The following is a 16,359-nucleotide window of genomic DNA, read 5'->3' as shown; positions in this document are numbered from 1 at the left end:
TTAAAAATTATTCTACTGTAAATGGATATAGTACCGCTTTTCCACCTGCTGTTGAAGAATAAACAAGCGCATCGTTAATGTCTTCAAACCTAAATTTCTTCCCTACTTTGGTTTTAAAATGTGGCATTCCGATAATTTCAGAAATATCAATTAATGCTTTTTCTAAAAGTTCGGTATTCTGTACTGTTTTAGTTCTGAAATTGCCAAAACCTTTAATAGTAATACCTTTCATCAGTAGGCTAGTATGAAGTGTCAAAGGTGTTTTTCCACCAAGATAACCATAAGAATAAATCGTAGAATTGAATGGTAACACATCGATTATTTGATTTAAAATTTCACCACCAACACCATCAAAAACTGCTGTAGTTGCTAATTGTTGCGACAATTCTTTTAATTGTAGTTTGAAATCATCATCTGTTTGCATAATGATATTTTTTGCACCCAATTCTTCCAATTCTTTTTTAGCATTTTGCGTTCTTGCTATTGAAATTATCGGAAAGTTATTGGCAATGCAAATGCCTAACATTGCTATTCCAGTTGCCGAATTTCCTGCTGTGCAAATGATTCCTTTGTGCTCTTCTTCGATAATTTGTTTTAAGAAAGCATAAGGTGTAATTATATTTACTAATGAACCCGAATAGTCCTCCATATCCGCATTATCTGGAAGGATAACACAATGTTGATAGGGTAAATGAGCGTATTCGCACCAAGTACCAATATTATTATCACTAAATTTTAAGGAGCGATAAATGGTAACTTTCTTTCCTTTGTATGCCGATGGAACTCCCTCGCCAACTGCAATAACAGTTCCCACACCTGACACACCGCATATATTGTGTTGGCTTAGTGGTATAGATCCTGGAGGGAAAGCTCCACTAATAAAAGCAGTATCTCCTGCATTGATTCCGCAAGCCTCCATTTTTATTATTATATGTCCTGTTTCTGCGTTTTCAGGTTTTGAAACTTCTTGCAGTTTAACACTGTTGTTGTTTGTTAGGCAAATAGCCGTCATTAATTTTTCCATTTTGTTTTTTTATTTAGAAGACAAAGGTATATTTGTACTTTCTTTAATACAAGTACACACCCTAAAGTAGGTATAATGACTGCTATAAAAATTTCTTCTACAAACCAGATTAACAAACGAGTAATTGTTACTAAATGTCCTGTTACATTCACCTTACATAAAATTGGTGGGCGTTGGAAACCACTCATTATCAATTTTTTGCTTACTGGTACTAAACGTTATGGAGAAATAAAAAAAGCGATTCCTGCTATTTCCGAAAAAATGTTGATTCAGAATTTAAAAGAATTAGAAGCAGATGAACTCATTATTCGCGAAGCAAAACCCGTTGTTCCGCCTCACGTGGAATACAGTCTTACGGAATGTGGTGAGGAATTGAGATCCGTTTTATTGTCAATGAAACAATGGGCATTAAAGCATAATGTTTGATTCGTTTATTCGTGTTTGTTGGTAGTAAAGACTTTTGTACATCAATTAAACGATTGTCTAAATCCTAAAGGAGAAAGATTGGTTTTCGTTTTAAATAGCTTGCTGAATGACTGCGAATGTTCAAAGCCCAATTGATAAGCAATTTCGCTAACGGATAAATTTGTGGTTGAAAGTTTTTCTTTTGCTTTTTCGATTAATTTTCCGTGTATGTATTGTTGCGTGTTTTGCCCTATTAAGGAACGCAGCATATCACTTAAATAGCGTTGTGAAATATTTAATTGTTCTGAAATAAATGGAACCGTTAGCAAACCTTTCGTTACCGAAGTTTCATTGCTAAAATACTTGTCCAACAATTCATCTAATTGAACAATAATTTCTTTATTTACCGCCTTTCGGGTTATAAACTGCCGATTATAAAAGCGATTACTGTAATTGAGCAACAATTCTATTTGAGTTATCAATACATTCTGACTATAAGAGTCAATATTGGTATTAAGTTCTGATGCAATGGCTTTAAACAAGTCGCTTATTACTTGCTTTTCTTTGCTGGATAGAAAAAGTGCCTCTTTAACAGAATACGAGAAAAAACCGTATTGACTAATAATATGCGCTAACGGATAATTTCGTATAAAATCGGGATGAATATAAAGCGAATAGCCCTCGTAACTACTCTCATTTTCGGGAGAAGTAACTATTTGTTTTGGTTTTAAAAATGCTAAACCTCCTTCTTCAAAATCATAATATCCTTGCCCGTATTTTACTTGTCCATTAAAACTTGTTTTGAATGAAATTTTATAAAAATCGATAGCAATCTTCTGTCCTTTTTCAAATGTGTTTAATACCACATCATCATAATTTACCAATGCAATAAGCGGATGCAAAGGTGCAGGCTGATTGAGGTATCTCATCAATTGCGAGATGCTTTTAAAAGTCAATAGACTTGAATTATTCTGTTTCATTTTATATAATTATAGCTTCAATAGGTTATCGGCAACGTTAATTTTGTACTGATGGGCGAATTACTATATCTCCAATTTCTACATCTTGAGGTTGTTCCATAGCATAGACCACGGCATTGGCAACAGCTATTGGACTTATTGCCATTTTCTCCATATTTTCTTGAATAGCAGACTTCATTTGGTCGTTTTTAATATGGTCTGCCAATTCGGTTTTAACAAACCCAGGAGAAATACCTGTAATGCGAATATCCCCGTTCGATTCCTGCCGAAAGGCTTCTGTAATGGTTCTTACAGCATTCTTCGTTCCTGCATATACGCCTTGCATAGGTGCAATTTTCAGTCCAGATGTCGAAATAATATTGATGATATGTCCTGATTTTTGTTGTTTGAAAATAGGAATTACAGTAGCCATTCCGTACAAAACACCTTTCAGATTAACATCAATCATATTTTCCCAACCTTCAATATCCAAATCATCAATTCGGTTAAGTTGTGCGATGCCCGCATTGTTTATGATTACATCTAGTCTGTCATAAGTAGCAACGGCAGTTTGAACTAATTGAGCCAAGTCTTCTTTGTTTTTAACATCGGTTACAGAATATACAGCTTCACCGCCTGATTTTTTAATTTGATCTGTAAGCATTTCCAATTTTTCTTTTCTACGAGAACCCAACACTACTTTTGCCCCGTGCCGTGCAAGTGTTATTGCTATTGCTTCCCCAATTCCGCTACTTGCTCCAGTGATAACCACAACTTTCCCTGTAAGTTTTTTTTCAATTGTTTTCATTTTCATTTTTTTTATAATGAAATACAAAAGTCGTCTGTTATTTCTTGGTCGATGTAGTCGAATTGGTAAATTACGTAGTTAAATTGGTAAGAATAAATCAATTATAACTCGCCCTAAATTCTAAAGGGCTCATTTCTACTTTTAAATAATTTACTGAAGGATTGCGGATGCTCGAATCCCAATTCATAAGCAATTTCGCTTACGGTCAATTTAGTAGTTGATAATTTTTCTTTGGCTTTTTCAATCAACTTGTCGTGTATGTATTGTTGTGTACTTTGTCCAATCAATAGTTTCAGTAAGCTGCTTAAATATTTTGGTGAAACGTTTAATTGATCTGCAATGTTTAGAACTGTAGGCAAACCTTTTGAAATCAAATCATCAATATTAAAGTAGTCATTCACTATTTTTTCTAAACATTCCAGAATTTGATGATTGGGTTTTTCTCTTGTGATGAACTGACGATTGTAATACCGTTCTGAATAGTTGAGCAATCTTTCTATATGCAAAATTATGATTTGTTGAAGAAGATAAGACAAATAAATATTTACCTGAATAATAACGAATTAGCCTATAAAGCTACTACTGGCAGCTACTACAAGGATTTGGGCAATTGGCTTAATGAAAAGTTCGTTTTGGTATTAGGGATGTTTTAGTAAATCCAAAAATAAAACTTAATTTAGATCCAAAAAACGCTTGTCGCAAAAGAACATTACGGGCTATGATCTGCGAAATACCGCAGATGTAATATACTCAGATCAATTCAATTCTCTATTTTTTGATTTGGATGTTTCTTTGCGGGTTGTGTTTTAGAAGTTGATTGTGAGTTCAATAAAAAGCCCTTTCAGATTCGAAAGGGCTATAAATTGAAATCTTATTTTTTTGATTCTCCAACAGAAACTTTTCTGAACTCTTTCAAAAGTTTTTCCAGTTCCAAGGTTGATTTACGCGCTCTTGGTCCAGCTGCTTTAGTTCCTTTCTCGATAAGTGATTCAGACTCTGTTTTGAATGTTTCGAATTCGGCATTGATTTTTGCTACTAAATCTTTCATGATATTTTCGTATTAAATTAGCCTGCAAAAATAGAAGTTTATGGGTAGGGCAGGGATGATTTGTTGTTAAAATTGCTGTAATTGGGCGAAGATTTAATTTTATCTGGTGGAAAAAGTCAATCTGTTTTTTGTAAAGAGCTGATACAATTAAGATTGCTTTTTTCTTAGTTCTTCCATAAATAAAGAGGCATACCCGTTTTTGCTAAAAATGGATTGGCAAAGCATTGTGTACTGCTAAAACCTGCTTCCTCTGCCAAGGATTCGTTAGTGTAATGTTTATATTTGGGTTTATTGCAATCCATAACCTTTTGCGAAGTTAGGGTTTTCCCGCTGTACATAATCTCAGTCTTATATTCATTGATTTTTAGGATCAGTGAATCCAAAAAAAAGTTAAGTGATCTTGCATCTTCCATGACTACCTGGATATAAAAGTTCCAGGCGACGTTTTAAATTAGGGAGCCAAAAATAGAAGATAAATTCTTACAATATCTAATGTGATAAATATTTTACGTTCAGTTCTGCTGTTTGGAAGTCCTTTCAGCCATCTGTAATAGCAGCTGGTATTTACATGGAAAATTTTGCACATCTTGATAATGGGAAGTTTACCAGTATTTTCTCTGATGAACTGATACCGCATCCGTCTTTTCTGCAGAAGAAGCCCTCCTCCTTTTTCCAAAATATCCCGTTCCAGCTGAATCTCCTTGATTTTTTTTTTTAAAGCTTAGTAATTCTTTCTGGCCTGTGTCTGAATCTGAATTTTTCTGGAGGGTAAGTTTTCCGTCCTTATAAAGTTTTTTCCAATGTTGGAGTTGGAGACAGTTTTTGCTGATGCCGAGCTCCTGGGCTACGATGAGTACGCTTTTGTACTGATTACTGATTGTGACCGCACAGATTTTAAATTCCAGAGGCCATTTTTTTCTCTTCAAATTTATAAAGTGTTGAGTTATTTCATAATTGACGTCCTCATAAGTTATCTAACTCAAAATCTTCTCCAGTATTTTACAAAATCGCCTTAGCTTTTTGTGGCAGAAAAGGTATTCCAGAATGAAATCAGGATTATTTTAATTGTATTTCCTTGTAATGCAACATTTAAGGGGTGTTTTCGATACATAAGTCTCCTATGACAAAACTAAACTTAAATTACTTTTACACACGCTCATTATTTTTTTAATAACGCAATTTTATAGGTGTAAAAATGTGAATTTGTAAAATATTATATAAATAAAATAATGAAGCAGTAATTATTTAACTTTTAACCACTTTAACTAACTAAAAAACCAAATTAATTATGAATGAAAAACATGTAATTCAACGCTTTGTAAAAGCAAAAAAACTCTTTAGTAAGTATGCCTTACTGGTTATGCTTTGTTCGTTTAGCTTGGCGTCCGCTCAAAATCCTGATGAAAAAATTACTGGAATTGTATTAGAAGATTCAAATAGCCAGCCGCTTTTTGGGGTTACCGTTTCTCTTAAAGGCACTAACCAAGTTATGTCTACGGACGCCAGCGGTTCATTTTCTATTAAAGCTAAAATTGGAGAAACACTTGTTCTAAGTTATATAGGCTTTATAAAGCAGGAAGTAAAGATTACTAGCGGTCAATTAACCATTCGCTTGAAAGATGATGTAAAGGCATTAGAAGAAGTAGTGGTAATTGGTTACGGTAAGGTGAAGAAAAAAGATGTTACAGGTTCCATATCTTCCATATCGGGTGCTGAGATAGTGCGAACAAGTCCTACAACAATTGACCAAGCATTGCAAGGTAAAGTTGCAGGTGTTGTTGTACAGCAAATATCGGGTCAACCTGGTGGAGGTGTATCTATTCAAATACATGGTATATCTTCTATAAGTGGTACCAATTCGCCATTATACGTTATAGATGGGGTTATTATTCCTAATCCAACCAACCCCGACCCAAGTCCTGGCACGCACTTTACGGGTACTAATCCCTTAAGTTCTATTAATCCTTCTGAAATAGAATCAATAGATGTATTAAAAGACGCTTCTGCTACCGCCATTTATGGTGCTCAGGCAACCAATGGGGTTATTATAATTACTACAAAAAGAGGTAAATCAGGGCCTCCTCAAATATCCTATGAGGGTTATTTCGGTTATCAGCAGATTCCTAGTAGGATGCCAACAGTAAATTTACAGCAGGATGCAACATTTCTAAACGCAAGAGCTGATGTATGGGGTTTTGATAAAAGACCTGAATTTGCCAACCCAAAATATTTAGGTGAAGGTACCAATTGGCAAAAAGAATTGTTCCGAAGTGCGCCTCAAAGTAACCAGTCGCTTAGTATAAACGGTGGAGATGATAGAACGCAATATTTGTTTTCACTTGGTTATTTTGACCAAGAAGGTATTGCTCTTGGATCTGATTTTAAAAGATATTCTGTACGTTTGAATTTGGATAATAAAACAACAAATTGGCTTAAAATAGGTACCAGTATTCAGTTGGCAAATGTTGTTGAAAATGTAACTTCCTCTACTGCAGGTGTGATTTCAAGTGCTTTAGGCATAACACCCGACGTTCCGGTAAAAAACAATGATGGAACATGGGGAGGTGTTTCCAATGATTCTGGATGGGTTACTCCAGTGGTAAACCCAGTTGCTTCGGCTCTTATTAATACTGATACGAAAACTAGATATCAGATATTTGGTAATGCGTATGCCGAAATACAATTTTCTAAAAATTTATCGTTGAGAAATGAGGTTTCGGGAAATTATGATTTTAACACTGAAAGACAGTTTTCTCCTAAAGTTACTTATGGAAAATTTACTACCGCTGGTGAAACTTCAGCATCGTATGGCTATAATCAAAACATTAATACTGTAATACGAAATTATTTTACATATAGACATGATTATGGTACAAGCAACATTAATGTTGTGTTTGGTCACGAGGCTAATTTAAATTCTAGTGCAGGTGTGTCTGCAGGACGCTCCCAATTTCCTTCTAATGATGTGCAATCTGTTTCTAGCGGTAATCCTACCACTGCCACAAATGGTGGTTCATTTGGTTCTGGTGCTTCTGAATCCTATCTGGGTCGTATCAATTATAACCTTTTAGACAAATACCTATTTACGGTTAATATGCGTGGAGATGGTTCTTCCAATTTTGCAAAAGGCAAAAGGTGGGCAGCTACATCTTCTGTTGCCTTTGCGTGGAAAATAAAGAATGAGAAGTTTTTGAAAAATGTAGAAGTGGTTAATGATTTAAAGCTGCGTCTGGGCTATGGTTTAACCAATAATCAAGGGATACCAGGAAACACTTATGTTACTCAGCTTACTACAGTGGCTAACGGCTTGTCTGGTATAGCACAGGTTCAATCCAATTTGGCTAATCCTAATGTGCAATGGGAAGCAACACAAAATGGTAATGCAGGATTGGATGGTACTTTGTTTAACTGGAGACTAAATTTTTCGGTTGATGTTTATGACCGTTATACAGATGGTCTTTTATTAAAAGTGCCACTTCCTGAGTATTCCGGTACAGCAACAGGTTGGTCACCAGGTACGATGGCTTCACCTTATGTAAACGTTGGTTCCGTTAGTAATAAAGGAATTGATATTAGAATAGGAACCACCAACATAAATACTAAAAATTTCACTTGGAAAACAGATATTACGGTATCTCATAATGTGAATGAGGTAATGAGTTTAGGTGCAGGAGGAGCAGATGCTAGCCTAGTATCGGGTAATTCAAAAACGGTAGTAGGTAAACCTATTGGCGAATTTTATGGCTATGTTTATGACGGGATATTTGCTACTGCCAAAGATTTTGAAACCCATGCTTTGCCAGCCGACCCAAATACTTTAGTTCCTCGTACAATTTCACAATCAGGTGGTGGTATATGGTATGGTGACCGTATGTACAAAGACTTAAATGGCGATGGAATCATTGATTACAGAGATCAAACTTTCTTGGGGTCTCCTTTTCCAAAATTACAATTTGGTTTCAATAACACGTTTTCTTATAAAAACTTTGATTTAAACATTTTCTTTAGTGGTAGTGTTGGTAATAAAGTCTATAATCAATTGGCTAAATCTCAAACTAATCCTTTAAATAACACCAATTATTTTACAGGGGTGTTAGATTATGCTCAGGTTGCTATGATAGATCCTAATGGCAGTACTACTGATTATGCTAATTATTATGTTACCAACCCAAATACTTCTGTTGTAAGTTTGAGAAACGACAATACCAATGAAAATGGTCGTTTTACCAATATTGATTTGGAAGATGGTTCGTTTATTCGTTGCAAAAACATAACCTTAGGATATAATTTGCCTAAAGGAGTATTGCAGAAAGTGCATCTGGCTTCTGCGAGATTTTATGCCAATGTTTCCAATGCATTTATAATAACAAAATATTCGGGTATGGATCCTGAAGTTGGTGGTTGGAACCCACTTCAGACGGGTTATGATAGTGGTTATTATCCACAATCAAGGGTATATACTTTCGGGTTTAATGTTAAATTAAAATAAAAAATTTTAAATTATGAAATCAATAAATAAAATAATCATTCTATTGTCGTTAGTGGCTATGGCTGGATGTAGTAATGATTTTCTTGACCGTCCGTCTGAATCCCAAGTAGGTTCCAATAATTTTTATCAAACCACAAGCGATATGAGATTAGCTACTGCCAGTCTTTATTCCACTTCTTGGGGGCAATATAATAACGATCCCTTATTGAAACTTGGCGACGTTTTGTCTGGAAATGGAACTGTGAATCAATATAATGGAACTGATGGAACTGACATTTTTGCACATAATATTTCCGCTTCAAACAGTATTATGAATAGTGCATGGGTAAGCTTTTACAATGTTATTGGTCAATGCAACATGACCATTCTCGGCATAAACCAATATGCCCCAGCTACTGTTCCAACAAAAGATAAAAATGCTGCCATTGCCGAAGCAAGGTTCATACGTGGTGTGGCTTATTTTTATTTGGCCATGCATTGGGGAGCTGTGCCTATTGTCGAGGATAATACTAAGTTAATCGATAACCCATTACTTAATCGTATAATTGTTTCTGATGTGTACAAATTTGCAGCGAACGATCTTACTTTTGCAGCAGAAAACCTTCCTCTTACTGATGTAAAAGGGCGTGTAACTAAATGGTCTGCTGAAGGTATGTTGGCCAAAGTATATTTAACTATGGCGGGTTTAGGAAATGGTGGATCTCGTAATCAGACCTACTTAGATTTAGCTAAAAAATATGCGGGCGATGTATGCCAAAACAGTGGGATAGTTTTATATCCAAGTTATTATGATTTGTTCCGAGTACAATATAACGATGTTCCCGAAGATTTATTTGCTTTTCAATGGACAGCACCTGCTGATTATGGTGTAGGTAATATGTTGAATAACCTTGCGCCATCCGCAGATCTTATGCCCCAAAAAGTTGGAGCATGGTCTGTTATCCCCATTACCTATGACTTTTATTTGAACTATTCTGCTAAAGACACGTTAAGACGTAAAGCCACTATAATGCTTACTGGTGATAAATACCCTGAATTGAATGCTGCTGGTGGCGGTTATAAGGCAACAGGGGTATGTATGAAAAAACATATCATTGGTAACGATAAAGATAATAGTTCACCTCTTATGACTTGGATGTGTTCTCCTGAACATAATGCCGTTCTTCGTTTAGCCGATGTGTACTTAGTTTATGCCGAAGCTATTTTGGGCAATGATGCAAGCACTTCCGATGCTACTGCTTTGCTTTACTTTAATAAAGTGCGATCAAGAGCAGGTATTGATCCTGTCACTTCATTGAATATTGATGTCATTCTTAAAGAAAGAAGAATTGAATTAGCTTATGAAGGTCAATATTGGATGGACTTGGTACGACTATCCTATTGGAATCCAAATAAAGCATTGACGATGCTAAATGCGCAAGACAGACATCAGTTTACTTATTCTGCTACAACTAAAGTGGCCACACCAGATGCCACAACGATAGCAGCGGTTATTCCAGCAACCTCTAGTTCATTTACATTGCCAATTCCAGCAGTGGAGTTGACAGCAAACCCAAAATTGGGTCAACCACCAGTTCCTTATTATTAATTAATATAAAAAAAATCATTATGAAAAAAAAATTAAATAAATTTCGTTTTTTATTACTGTTCTGCTCGGTTGCCATTGGCATCCTAGCGGTATCTTGTAATAATGAGGATATAGGTTCACCTGTTATTATAGATGTGAGAAATTATGCTGCCTCGCCTAAGGATACTATTATGACTGATGCTATTGCAAATGAGCAGTGGGTGGTTATTGAAGGACAAAATTTAGGAAGCGCACTTAGAATAACTTTTGATGGGGTATCCACTTCATTCAATACCAGTTTAATAACTCCTAATAATGCTGTGGTAAAGATACCAGCTATCGTTTTTTCTAAAGTAGATGAGAATAAAATGTACACTCTTGAATATACAACAAGTCAAGGTACAGCAACGTTTTCGTTTCATATTGGTCCAGCAGCACCCTCTCTTACAGCTATTTCCGATGTATTTGCACAACCAAACGATTCGGTGTATGTTTATGGAAAAGATCTCTTTTTAGTTAAAAGCCTTTCTTATGGAGGAGTACCAATTACCTCGTTCAAAGCAGATACTAACGGAACTTCTGTCGGTTTTCTAATGCCAAATCCGGCTCCTACCTCGGGTGATGTGGTAATAACTACATTGAGTGGTATGGCTACTTTTAAAATTGCTGCAATACCAACCATTGCAGGTATTTCTAACGAGAATGCTATTGCAAATGATTCGGTTTATGTTTATGGTACCTACCTTAAAAGTATAGAATCCATTTCTTTCGGCGGTACAGCAATTACTTCTTTCAAATCAAACAGCAATGGAAGATCTGTTGGTTTTGTTTTGCCGTCATCACCACAAACCGGACCTGTATCTATTACAACAGCGTTTGGCTCGGTTACTACTCCATATAATGTTCATACTCCCACATATCTACAAGACGGTGTTATAATGAATTTTGAAGGTGGTTGGGATTTTAATGGTATGGAAGGATGGTGGGGGGCAGCTAGTGGTGCTGTTAATAATGCCGCAAATGATTCTTTCGGCTGGCTTACTCATACAACTGAATTTGATGGAGTATATGGTACGAACAATACTTTGTTTCCATATCTTAATAAAGGTGTTTTTGCTGGTGGCGAAGGGAATAATTGGGGAGGAACTGGTACTAATCTCAAACCAAATCAATGGATACCAACGGCAAATCTTTCGGATTCTGTTGATGATTGGGCAATTAAATTTGAAATGAGTGTTGCTAAACCCTGGAATGGTATTTCCCTTTGTTTTGAAACATACTTTGACGGTAGCTATGTATATCGTTTTGAGCCATGGAAAATCTCTGCTTCGAGTACGGTGGCTTTCTCCACCAAAGGTTGGGTAACAGTAACCATTCCTTTATCTGCATTCCGTGCAAAAGATACAGACCTGGGTGCTGGAATGGGTGCTCCGGTTACGAGTATATCTGCTTTATTGGGTACTGGTAAAACAGGTTTACATCTTTACCTTAAGAATTTCGGCACAACAAATTCAGCAACAGGATTTTATGGAGCTTTTGACAACATCAGGGTCGTGAAAATTAAATAAGTAATCGCTATTAAAAACAGTGAAAATAAAAGCTGTGGGTAAATCAGATAAATAGAATTTACCCGCAGGTTTTAAAAATAATAACAAAAATAAACAATATGAAAAAAATTAATAATCTTTACAAAATTGCAATGTTACTTTTTATAGTAACAGCTGCCATTTCGTGTTCAAATAATGATGGGGGCGAAGTTCCAAAACTAATAGTTTCAACAGAGAAACTTGCGTTCGAACCTATTGGAGGCTCATTGGAAATTACAGTTGACTCAAATGCAAAATGGAAAATTGAAAATGCCTCATCATGGGTGAAAACAGATATATTAGCTGGTGATGCAGGTGTTACTAAAGTTGTTTTGACAGCAGGTCGAAGTACAAGTATCGCCTCTAATACGGTAACTATTAGAATTAGTGCCGATAATGGGCAAGCAAGACGTGTCATAATTTCACAAGCACCTGATATATATCCATCTTTTAATACAGATCCAATCCCACCAGATCCTACAGGTATGGGAAGCACTGCTACAGAAATAAATGCAGGTATTAAACTGGGAATAAATATTTGGAACACCATGGAAACTCCTTATGGAGAAGAAGGTTGGGGGAATCCTAAGATAACACAAAACCTAATTGATGTTCTTAAAAGTGGTGGTTTTAATGCCATAAGAATTCCTTGTCAATATTGGGTTTCGCATGCCGATAAAAAAACTGGAATAATTGATCCTGTTTGGTTAAACAGGTTAAAAGAAGTAGTACAATATTGTGTTAATGACGGTATGTATGTGATGGTAAATGATCATCATGATGGTTTTTCGGATTTTAAAGCGACTAGTTCAAAATTAGATAGCATAAAAGCGATTCAAAGGATTATTTGGGAACAGGTAGCTACTAAATTGCGTGATTTTGATGAGAAAGTAATGTTTGCAAGTAACAATGAACCTGATGCTAAAACATTAACTGAAGTTACCAATTTATATGATTTTCACCAAATATTTATCAAAGCTGTTCGTTCTACCGGAGGAAAAAATGCTTATCGTACTTTGGTTATTCAAGCTCCAAACACATCACTTGATTTAGCAACTTTCTTTTCTGTTGGTGCAAATCCTGGTCTGCCAGTCGATACGGTTCCTAATAAATTGATACTTGAATTTCACTGGTATTCTCCGCCAAATTTTTGTATATTAGGTGGTGATGCTAGTTGGGGTAAAGAGTGGCGTTATTGGGGTAAAAACTATCATTCACTAACAGACCCAACACACAGTTCTAGTGCATCAATGGAAGAAGGATATATGGAAAGTACCTTACAATTGGCTAGACAAAGATTTGTAGATAAGGGTATTCCTTTATTGATGGGTGAATTTGGGGTACAATACCATGCCGATCATTGTCCAACCCCAGCAGATTCATTATTGTCTTTAAAGTCAACTGCACATTTCTATGGACATCTCGTAAGAACTGCCCGTGCCAATAAAATATCTCCATTTTTGTGGGCTGGTGTAATAAACAGGGGAACCGAAACACTAGACAATCGAAGAGATTTAGACTCACTGCGTGTTGCAGCTGGATTGTCATTAATGACTGGTAAACAAGTAATTAGAAATAAATAAATAAGAAATTTTTTAATCTCTACATGCCAGTAACAGATTAATTAAAATAGAGTAACAAACCCCATTGGAAGAATAATTAGAAGTATAAATAGATTACTTCCAATGGGTTATTTTAAACCACTATCTGTTGTATAAAAAGAATGAATCATAGTAATAATGTAGAAACCACATTTTGTTTATAGAAGTGTTTGTTACGTTGCTGTTTTTTCAAAGTATCAGCATCATTTTTTAAACACATTATTTAGCTATTTAACTATTTAACCAAATTTTATAAAAATGAAAACAAACAAATTATTTTTTTTAAAATTTTTATTGTTTAGCTTTTGTTGTCTTACCAGTACTGCAACATTTGCTCAGGCTGTTCAGATTACGGTTAATGCTGCTGTAAACAAAAAAAAGATATCGCCATACATTTATGGACGAAATGAAGGCTTGGAAAATTCTGTGCAGTTTTATAAAGATGCGGGCTTACGCTTCGTGCGTATTGGGGGTAATAATGCGACAACTTATAACTGGCAGGCAAAACTAGATGTTCATCCTGACTGGTATAATAATGTTTATGCTTCTGATTGGGATGTAGTGGCACAAAGAGTTATGAACAATAGCTCCAACAACATTCAGGGGATGTTTACTTTTCAATTATTGGGCAGAGTTGCATCCAGCAACCAGCATAATTTCAATGACTGGGATTTCAACCAGGCACAGTATTGGTCTGGTCTTAGTCAAAATTTAGCGGGTGGAGGAGTAGTAAATCCAGCTGGTGGCGGAAAGGCTCTGGTTGATGGAAACATTGATTTATTTACTAAGCCATGGCCAGCTGACTCTTCAGTAGGAATTCTTAATGATTGGTTTGGAGCCGGTGGTAAAGGGTATGATAAAAACCGTTTTGTATACTGGAGTATGGACAACGAGGTAGATATATGGAGTGGTACACACGATTATGCTATGCCAGTACAGATATCGGCCGCTGCATTCATGGACCGTTACATCGAATTAGCGAAGAAGGCAAAAGCTATATATCCTGGTATCAAACTTTGCGGTCCTGTTAACACTTCCGAATGGTTCTGGTACAAATGGGCAAATGAAAGCATATGGTTAAATGGCAAGTATTATCCATGGCTTGAGTATTTCATTAAACGCCTTGGCGATGAATATAAAGCAACTGGTATCAAACTGGTAGATGTAATAGATATTCACAACTATCCTTCTTATAATAATGACACTGAGGCACTGCAGGGACACCGAATTTATTATGATCAAACCTATGATTATCCGGGTTCAAGCGGTATTAGATCAATTAACGGCGGCTGGGATGATTCACTTAAAAAACAATATATTTTCAAGCGTATCAATGACTGGGTGGCCGAAGAGTTTGGTGCAAATAATGGTATCACAGTTGGTGTAAGCGAATGGGGTACCATGTCAAGCAGCAACCCAAGCCTTGAATCTGTTATCTATGCTTCGCATCTTGGCACATTTGCCAACAATGGCGTTGAATTGTTTACTCCATGGAACTGGTCTATTGGTATGTGGGAAACCTTGCACTTGTTTAGCAAGAATGCTAAAGAATATAGTGTTTCAAGTGTTTCTTCAGCAGAAAATACAGTTTCGGCTTACTCCTCGATAAATGAAGCCGCAGACGCGATGACTGTAATAATTGTAAACAAAGACATGAACTCTTCACAAAATGTGACAGTAAATCTTAACGGATTTTCGATAGCTAATGGAAATTATACGACTTTACAATTATCGTCTTTGCCTGCTACAGAAACTTTTGTATCGGAAACACAAAATGCAGTCAAAACAAGTCAGGTCTCAGTCAACTCAAATTCGTTAACTATATCTGTGCCAAAGCTTTCTACTACAGCCATTCTACTTAAGAAAGCCTCAGTAGTTGTCACGATAAAGAATAAGGCTACGGGGCTGGCAATCGATGGAATGTATAGGTACAATAACGGTGCTGTTGCAGGACAGTGGACTTACAGTGGGAATACTGCACAGCAGTGGGAACAAGTAGCAGAAGGAAATTATTTCAAATTTAAGAATGTGGCTTCAGGTTTATACCTTAACGGTAATGGACAGACCACTCCCGGATCAGCAGTTTATCAGGCCAGCAACAGTACCGATTGGAATTTACAGTGGTCAAAGGAAACAGCCGGAGCATATACCAAATTTAAAAATCGTAATACCGGATTGTATCTTGATGGAATGTGGAGAGGTTCCAATTCAGATTTAGGACAATATACTGCAAGCACAGGAGATCCGCAGCAATGGACAGTAACTACGTTTGGCAGCGGAACTCAAAAGCCAGCATCAGCAACTACTAAAATCGTAACTGAAGACCAGGCAGAAAGCCAAGTGTTATTGTATCCAAATCCATTTGCCGATGATTTAAAATTAGAGGTAACCCATTATAAAGGAGAACTTCAAATAGACGTTACAGATATGTTAGGAAGGGTGTTAGAAAGTATAAAAGTTGATAATAAGTCCGGTACAATATCTATAGGAGCTTCTCTAAAATCAGGTTTATATATAGTAAGAGTAAATGGAACAGACTGGTCTAAATCCTTTAAAGTTTTGAAAAAATAACAAGTTTATCTTAAAGAATAATACTAATATTTTATACCAATTATAAATAGTAGATAGATGTTAATTTATCCGTACTCTAACCTTTTTTGAACAAGAGAACAAAGATTGGATCATTTACAGTTTATAATTGGTATTAAAAAAGAAAGAGATTAGTTTAAGCACTATTTATTGTTAGAAAAGTAAAATGTTTGGAGGTGATAATGTTTAAACAGTATCTAATGTTTCTTATTTGTTTTTTTAGTTTAATGAATGTCTAACTAACAAATAATAAGCAGAATAATAATAATATAAAATAGAAAAA

The 16,359-nt window shown here is 35.8% G+C and carries 12 protein-coding genes and 1 pseudogene; 6 read left to right on the top strand and 7 right to left on the bottom strand.

Features of this window, described 5'->3' with window-relative positions:
- Window positions 1–7: 7 nt before the first annotated feature.
- Complete coding sequence (locus CLU83_RS06620) at window positions 8–1,024, bottom strand: zinc-binding dehydrogenase (RefSeq protein WP_100430874.1); 1,017 nt, start codon at window positions 1,022–1,024, stop codon at window positions 8–10.
- Between the two features lie 75 nt (window positions 1,025–1,099).
- Here CLU83_RS06620 and CLU83_RS06615 point away from each other — a divergent pair, with 75 nt between their 5' ends.
- Window positions 1,100–1,450, top strand: coding sequence for a helix-turn-helix domain-containing protein (locus CLU83_RS06615; protein ID WP_100430873.1), 351 nt, complete (start codon window positions 1,100–1,102; stop codon window positions 1,448–1,450).
- 41 nt (window positions 1,451–1,491) lie between these two features.
- Here the strand turns inward: CLU83_RS06615 and CLU83_RS06610 are convergent, their stop codons facing one another.
- The 6 genes and pseudogenes from CLU83_RS06610 to CLU83_RS06585 all read right to left on the bottom strand — a co-directional run bounded on the left by CLU83_RS06610 (window position 1,492) and on the right by CLU83_RS06585 (window position 5,170).
- The gene (locus tag CLU83_RS06610; RefSeq protein ID WP_100430872.1) at window positions 1,492–2,409 is read right to left on the bottom strand and encodes an AraC family transcriptional regulator; all 918 of its coding nucleotides are present in this window, start codon (window positions 2,407–2,409) and stop codon (window positions 1,492–1,494) included.
- 37 nt (window positions 2,410–2,446) lie between these two features.
- Window positions 2,447–3,196, bottom strand: a complete 750-nt coding sequence (locus tag CLU83_RS06605; protein ID WP_100433643.1) for an SDR family oxidoreductase — start codon at window positions 3,194–3,196, stop codon at window positions 2,447–2,449.
- 97 nt (window positions 3,197–3,293) lie between these two features.
- Window positions 3,294–3,717: pseudogene (locus CLU83_RS06600) on the bottom strand (helix-turn-helix domain-containing protein); the annotation flags it as partial.
- Between the two features lie 350 nt (window positions 3,718–4,067).
- Window positions 4,068–4,244: a histone H1 gene (locus CLU83_RS06595; RefSeq protein WP_100430871.1), complete on the bottom strand. Its 177-nt coding sequence runs from the start codon at window positions 4,242–4,244 to the stop codon at window positions 4,068–4,070.
- Between the two features lie 164 nt (window positions 4,245–4,408).
- On the bottom strand, window positions 4,409–4,657 hold the full coding sequence (locus CLU83_RS06590; RefSeq protein ID WP_100430870.1) for a hypothetical protein: 249 nt from the start codon (window positions 4,655–4,657) through the stop codon (window positions 4,409–4,411).
- 189 nt (window positions 4,658–4,846) lie between these two features.
- Window positions 4,847–5,170, bottom strand: a complete 324-nt coding sequence (locus tag CLU83_RS06585; RefSeq protein WP_157802018.1) for a transposase — start codon at window positions 5,168–5,170, stop codon at window positions 4,847–4,849.
- A 362-nt stretch (window positions 5,171–5,532) separates the two neighbouring features.
- On the opposite strand from CLU83_RS06585, the gene CLU83_RS06580 reads away from it, so the two are divergent.
- The 5 genes from CLU83_RS06580 to CLU83_RS06560 all read left to right on the top strand — a co-directional run bounded on the left by CLU83_RS06580 (window position 5,533) and on the right by CLU83_RS06560 (window position 16,058).
- The gene (locus tag CLU83_RS06580) at window positions 5,533–8,733 is read left to right on the top strand and encodes a TonB-dependent receptor (RefSeq protein WP_100430868.1); all 3,201 of its coding nucleotides are present in this window, start codon (window positions 5,533–5,535) and stop codon (window positions 8,731–8,733) included.
- 13 nt (window positions 8,734–8,746) lie between these two features.
- A complete protein-coding gene (locus tag CLU83_RS06575; protein ID WP_100430867.1) occupies window positions 8,747–10,321 on the top strand; it encodes a RagB/SusD family nutrient uptake outer membrane protein in 1,575 nt (524 codons plus the stop codon).
- A gap of 20 nt (window positions 10,322–10,341) precedes the next feature.
- Window positions 10,342–11,868 (top strand): glycan-binding surface protein, encoded by a 1,527-nt coding sequence (locus tag CLU83_RS06570; RefSeq protein WP_100430866.1) that lies wholly within the window; start codon window positions 10,342–10,344, stop codon window positions 11,866–11,868.
- Between the two features lie 98 nt (window positions 11,869–11,966).
- Window positions 11,967–13,469 (top strand): cellulase family glycosylhydrolase, encoded by a 1,503-nt coding sequence (locus CLU83_RS06565; RefSeq protein WP_100430865.1) that lies wholly within the window; start codon window positions 11,967–11,969, stop codon window positions 13,467–13,469.
- Window positions 13,470–13,745: 276 nt separating this feature from the next.
- Window positions 13,746–16,058: a glycoside hydrolase family 44 protein gene (locus CLU83_RS06560; protein WP_100430864.1), complete on the top strand. Its 2,313-nt coding sequence runs from the start codon at window positions 13,746–13,748 to the stop codon at window positions 16,056–16,058.
- Window positions 16,059–16,359 lie beyond the last annotated feature (301 nt).

The organism is Flavobacterium sp. 1 (genome assembly GCF_002797935.1).
Classification (GTDB): Bacteria; Bacteroidota; Bacteroidia; order Flavobacteriales; family Flavobacteriaceae; genus Flavobacterium.
The sequence above is the reverse complement of the archived record's forward strand: the minus strand, read 5'-3'. Positions and strand labels throughout refer to the sequence as shown.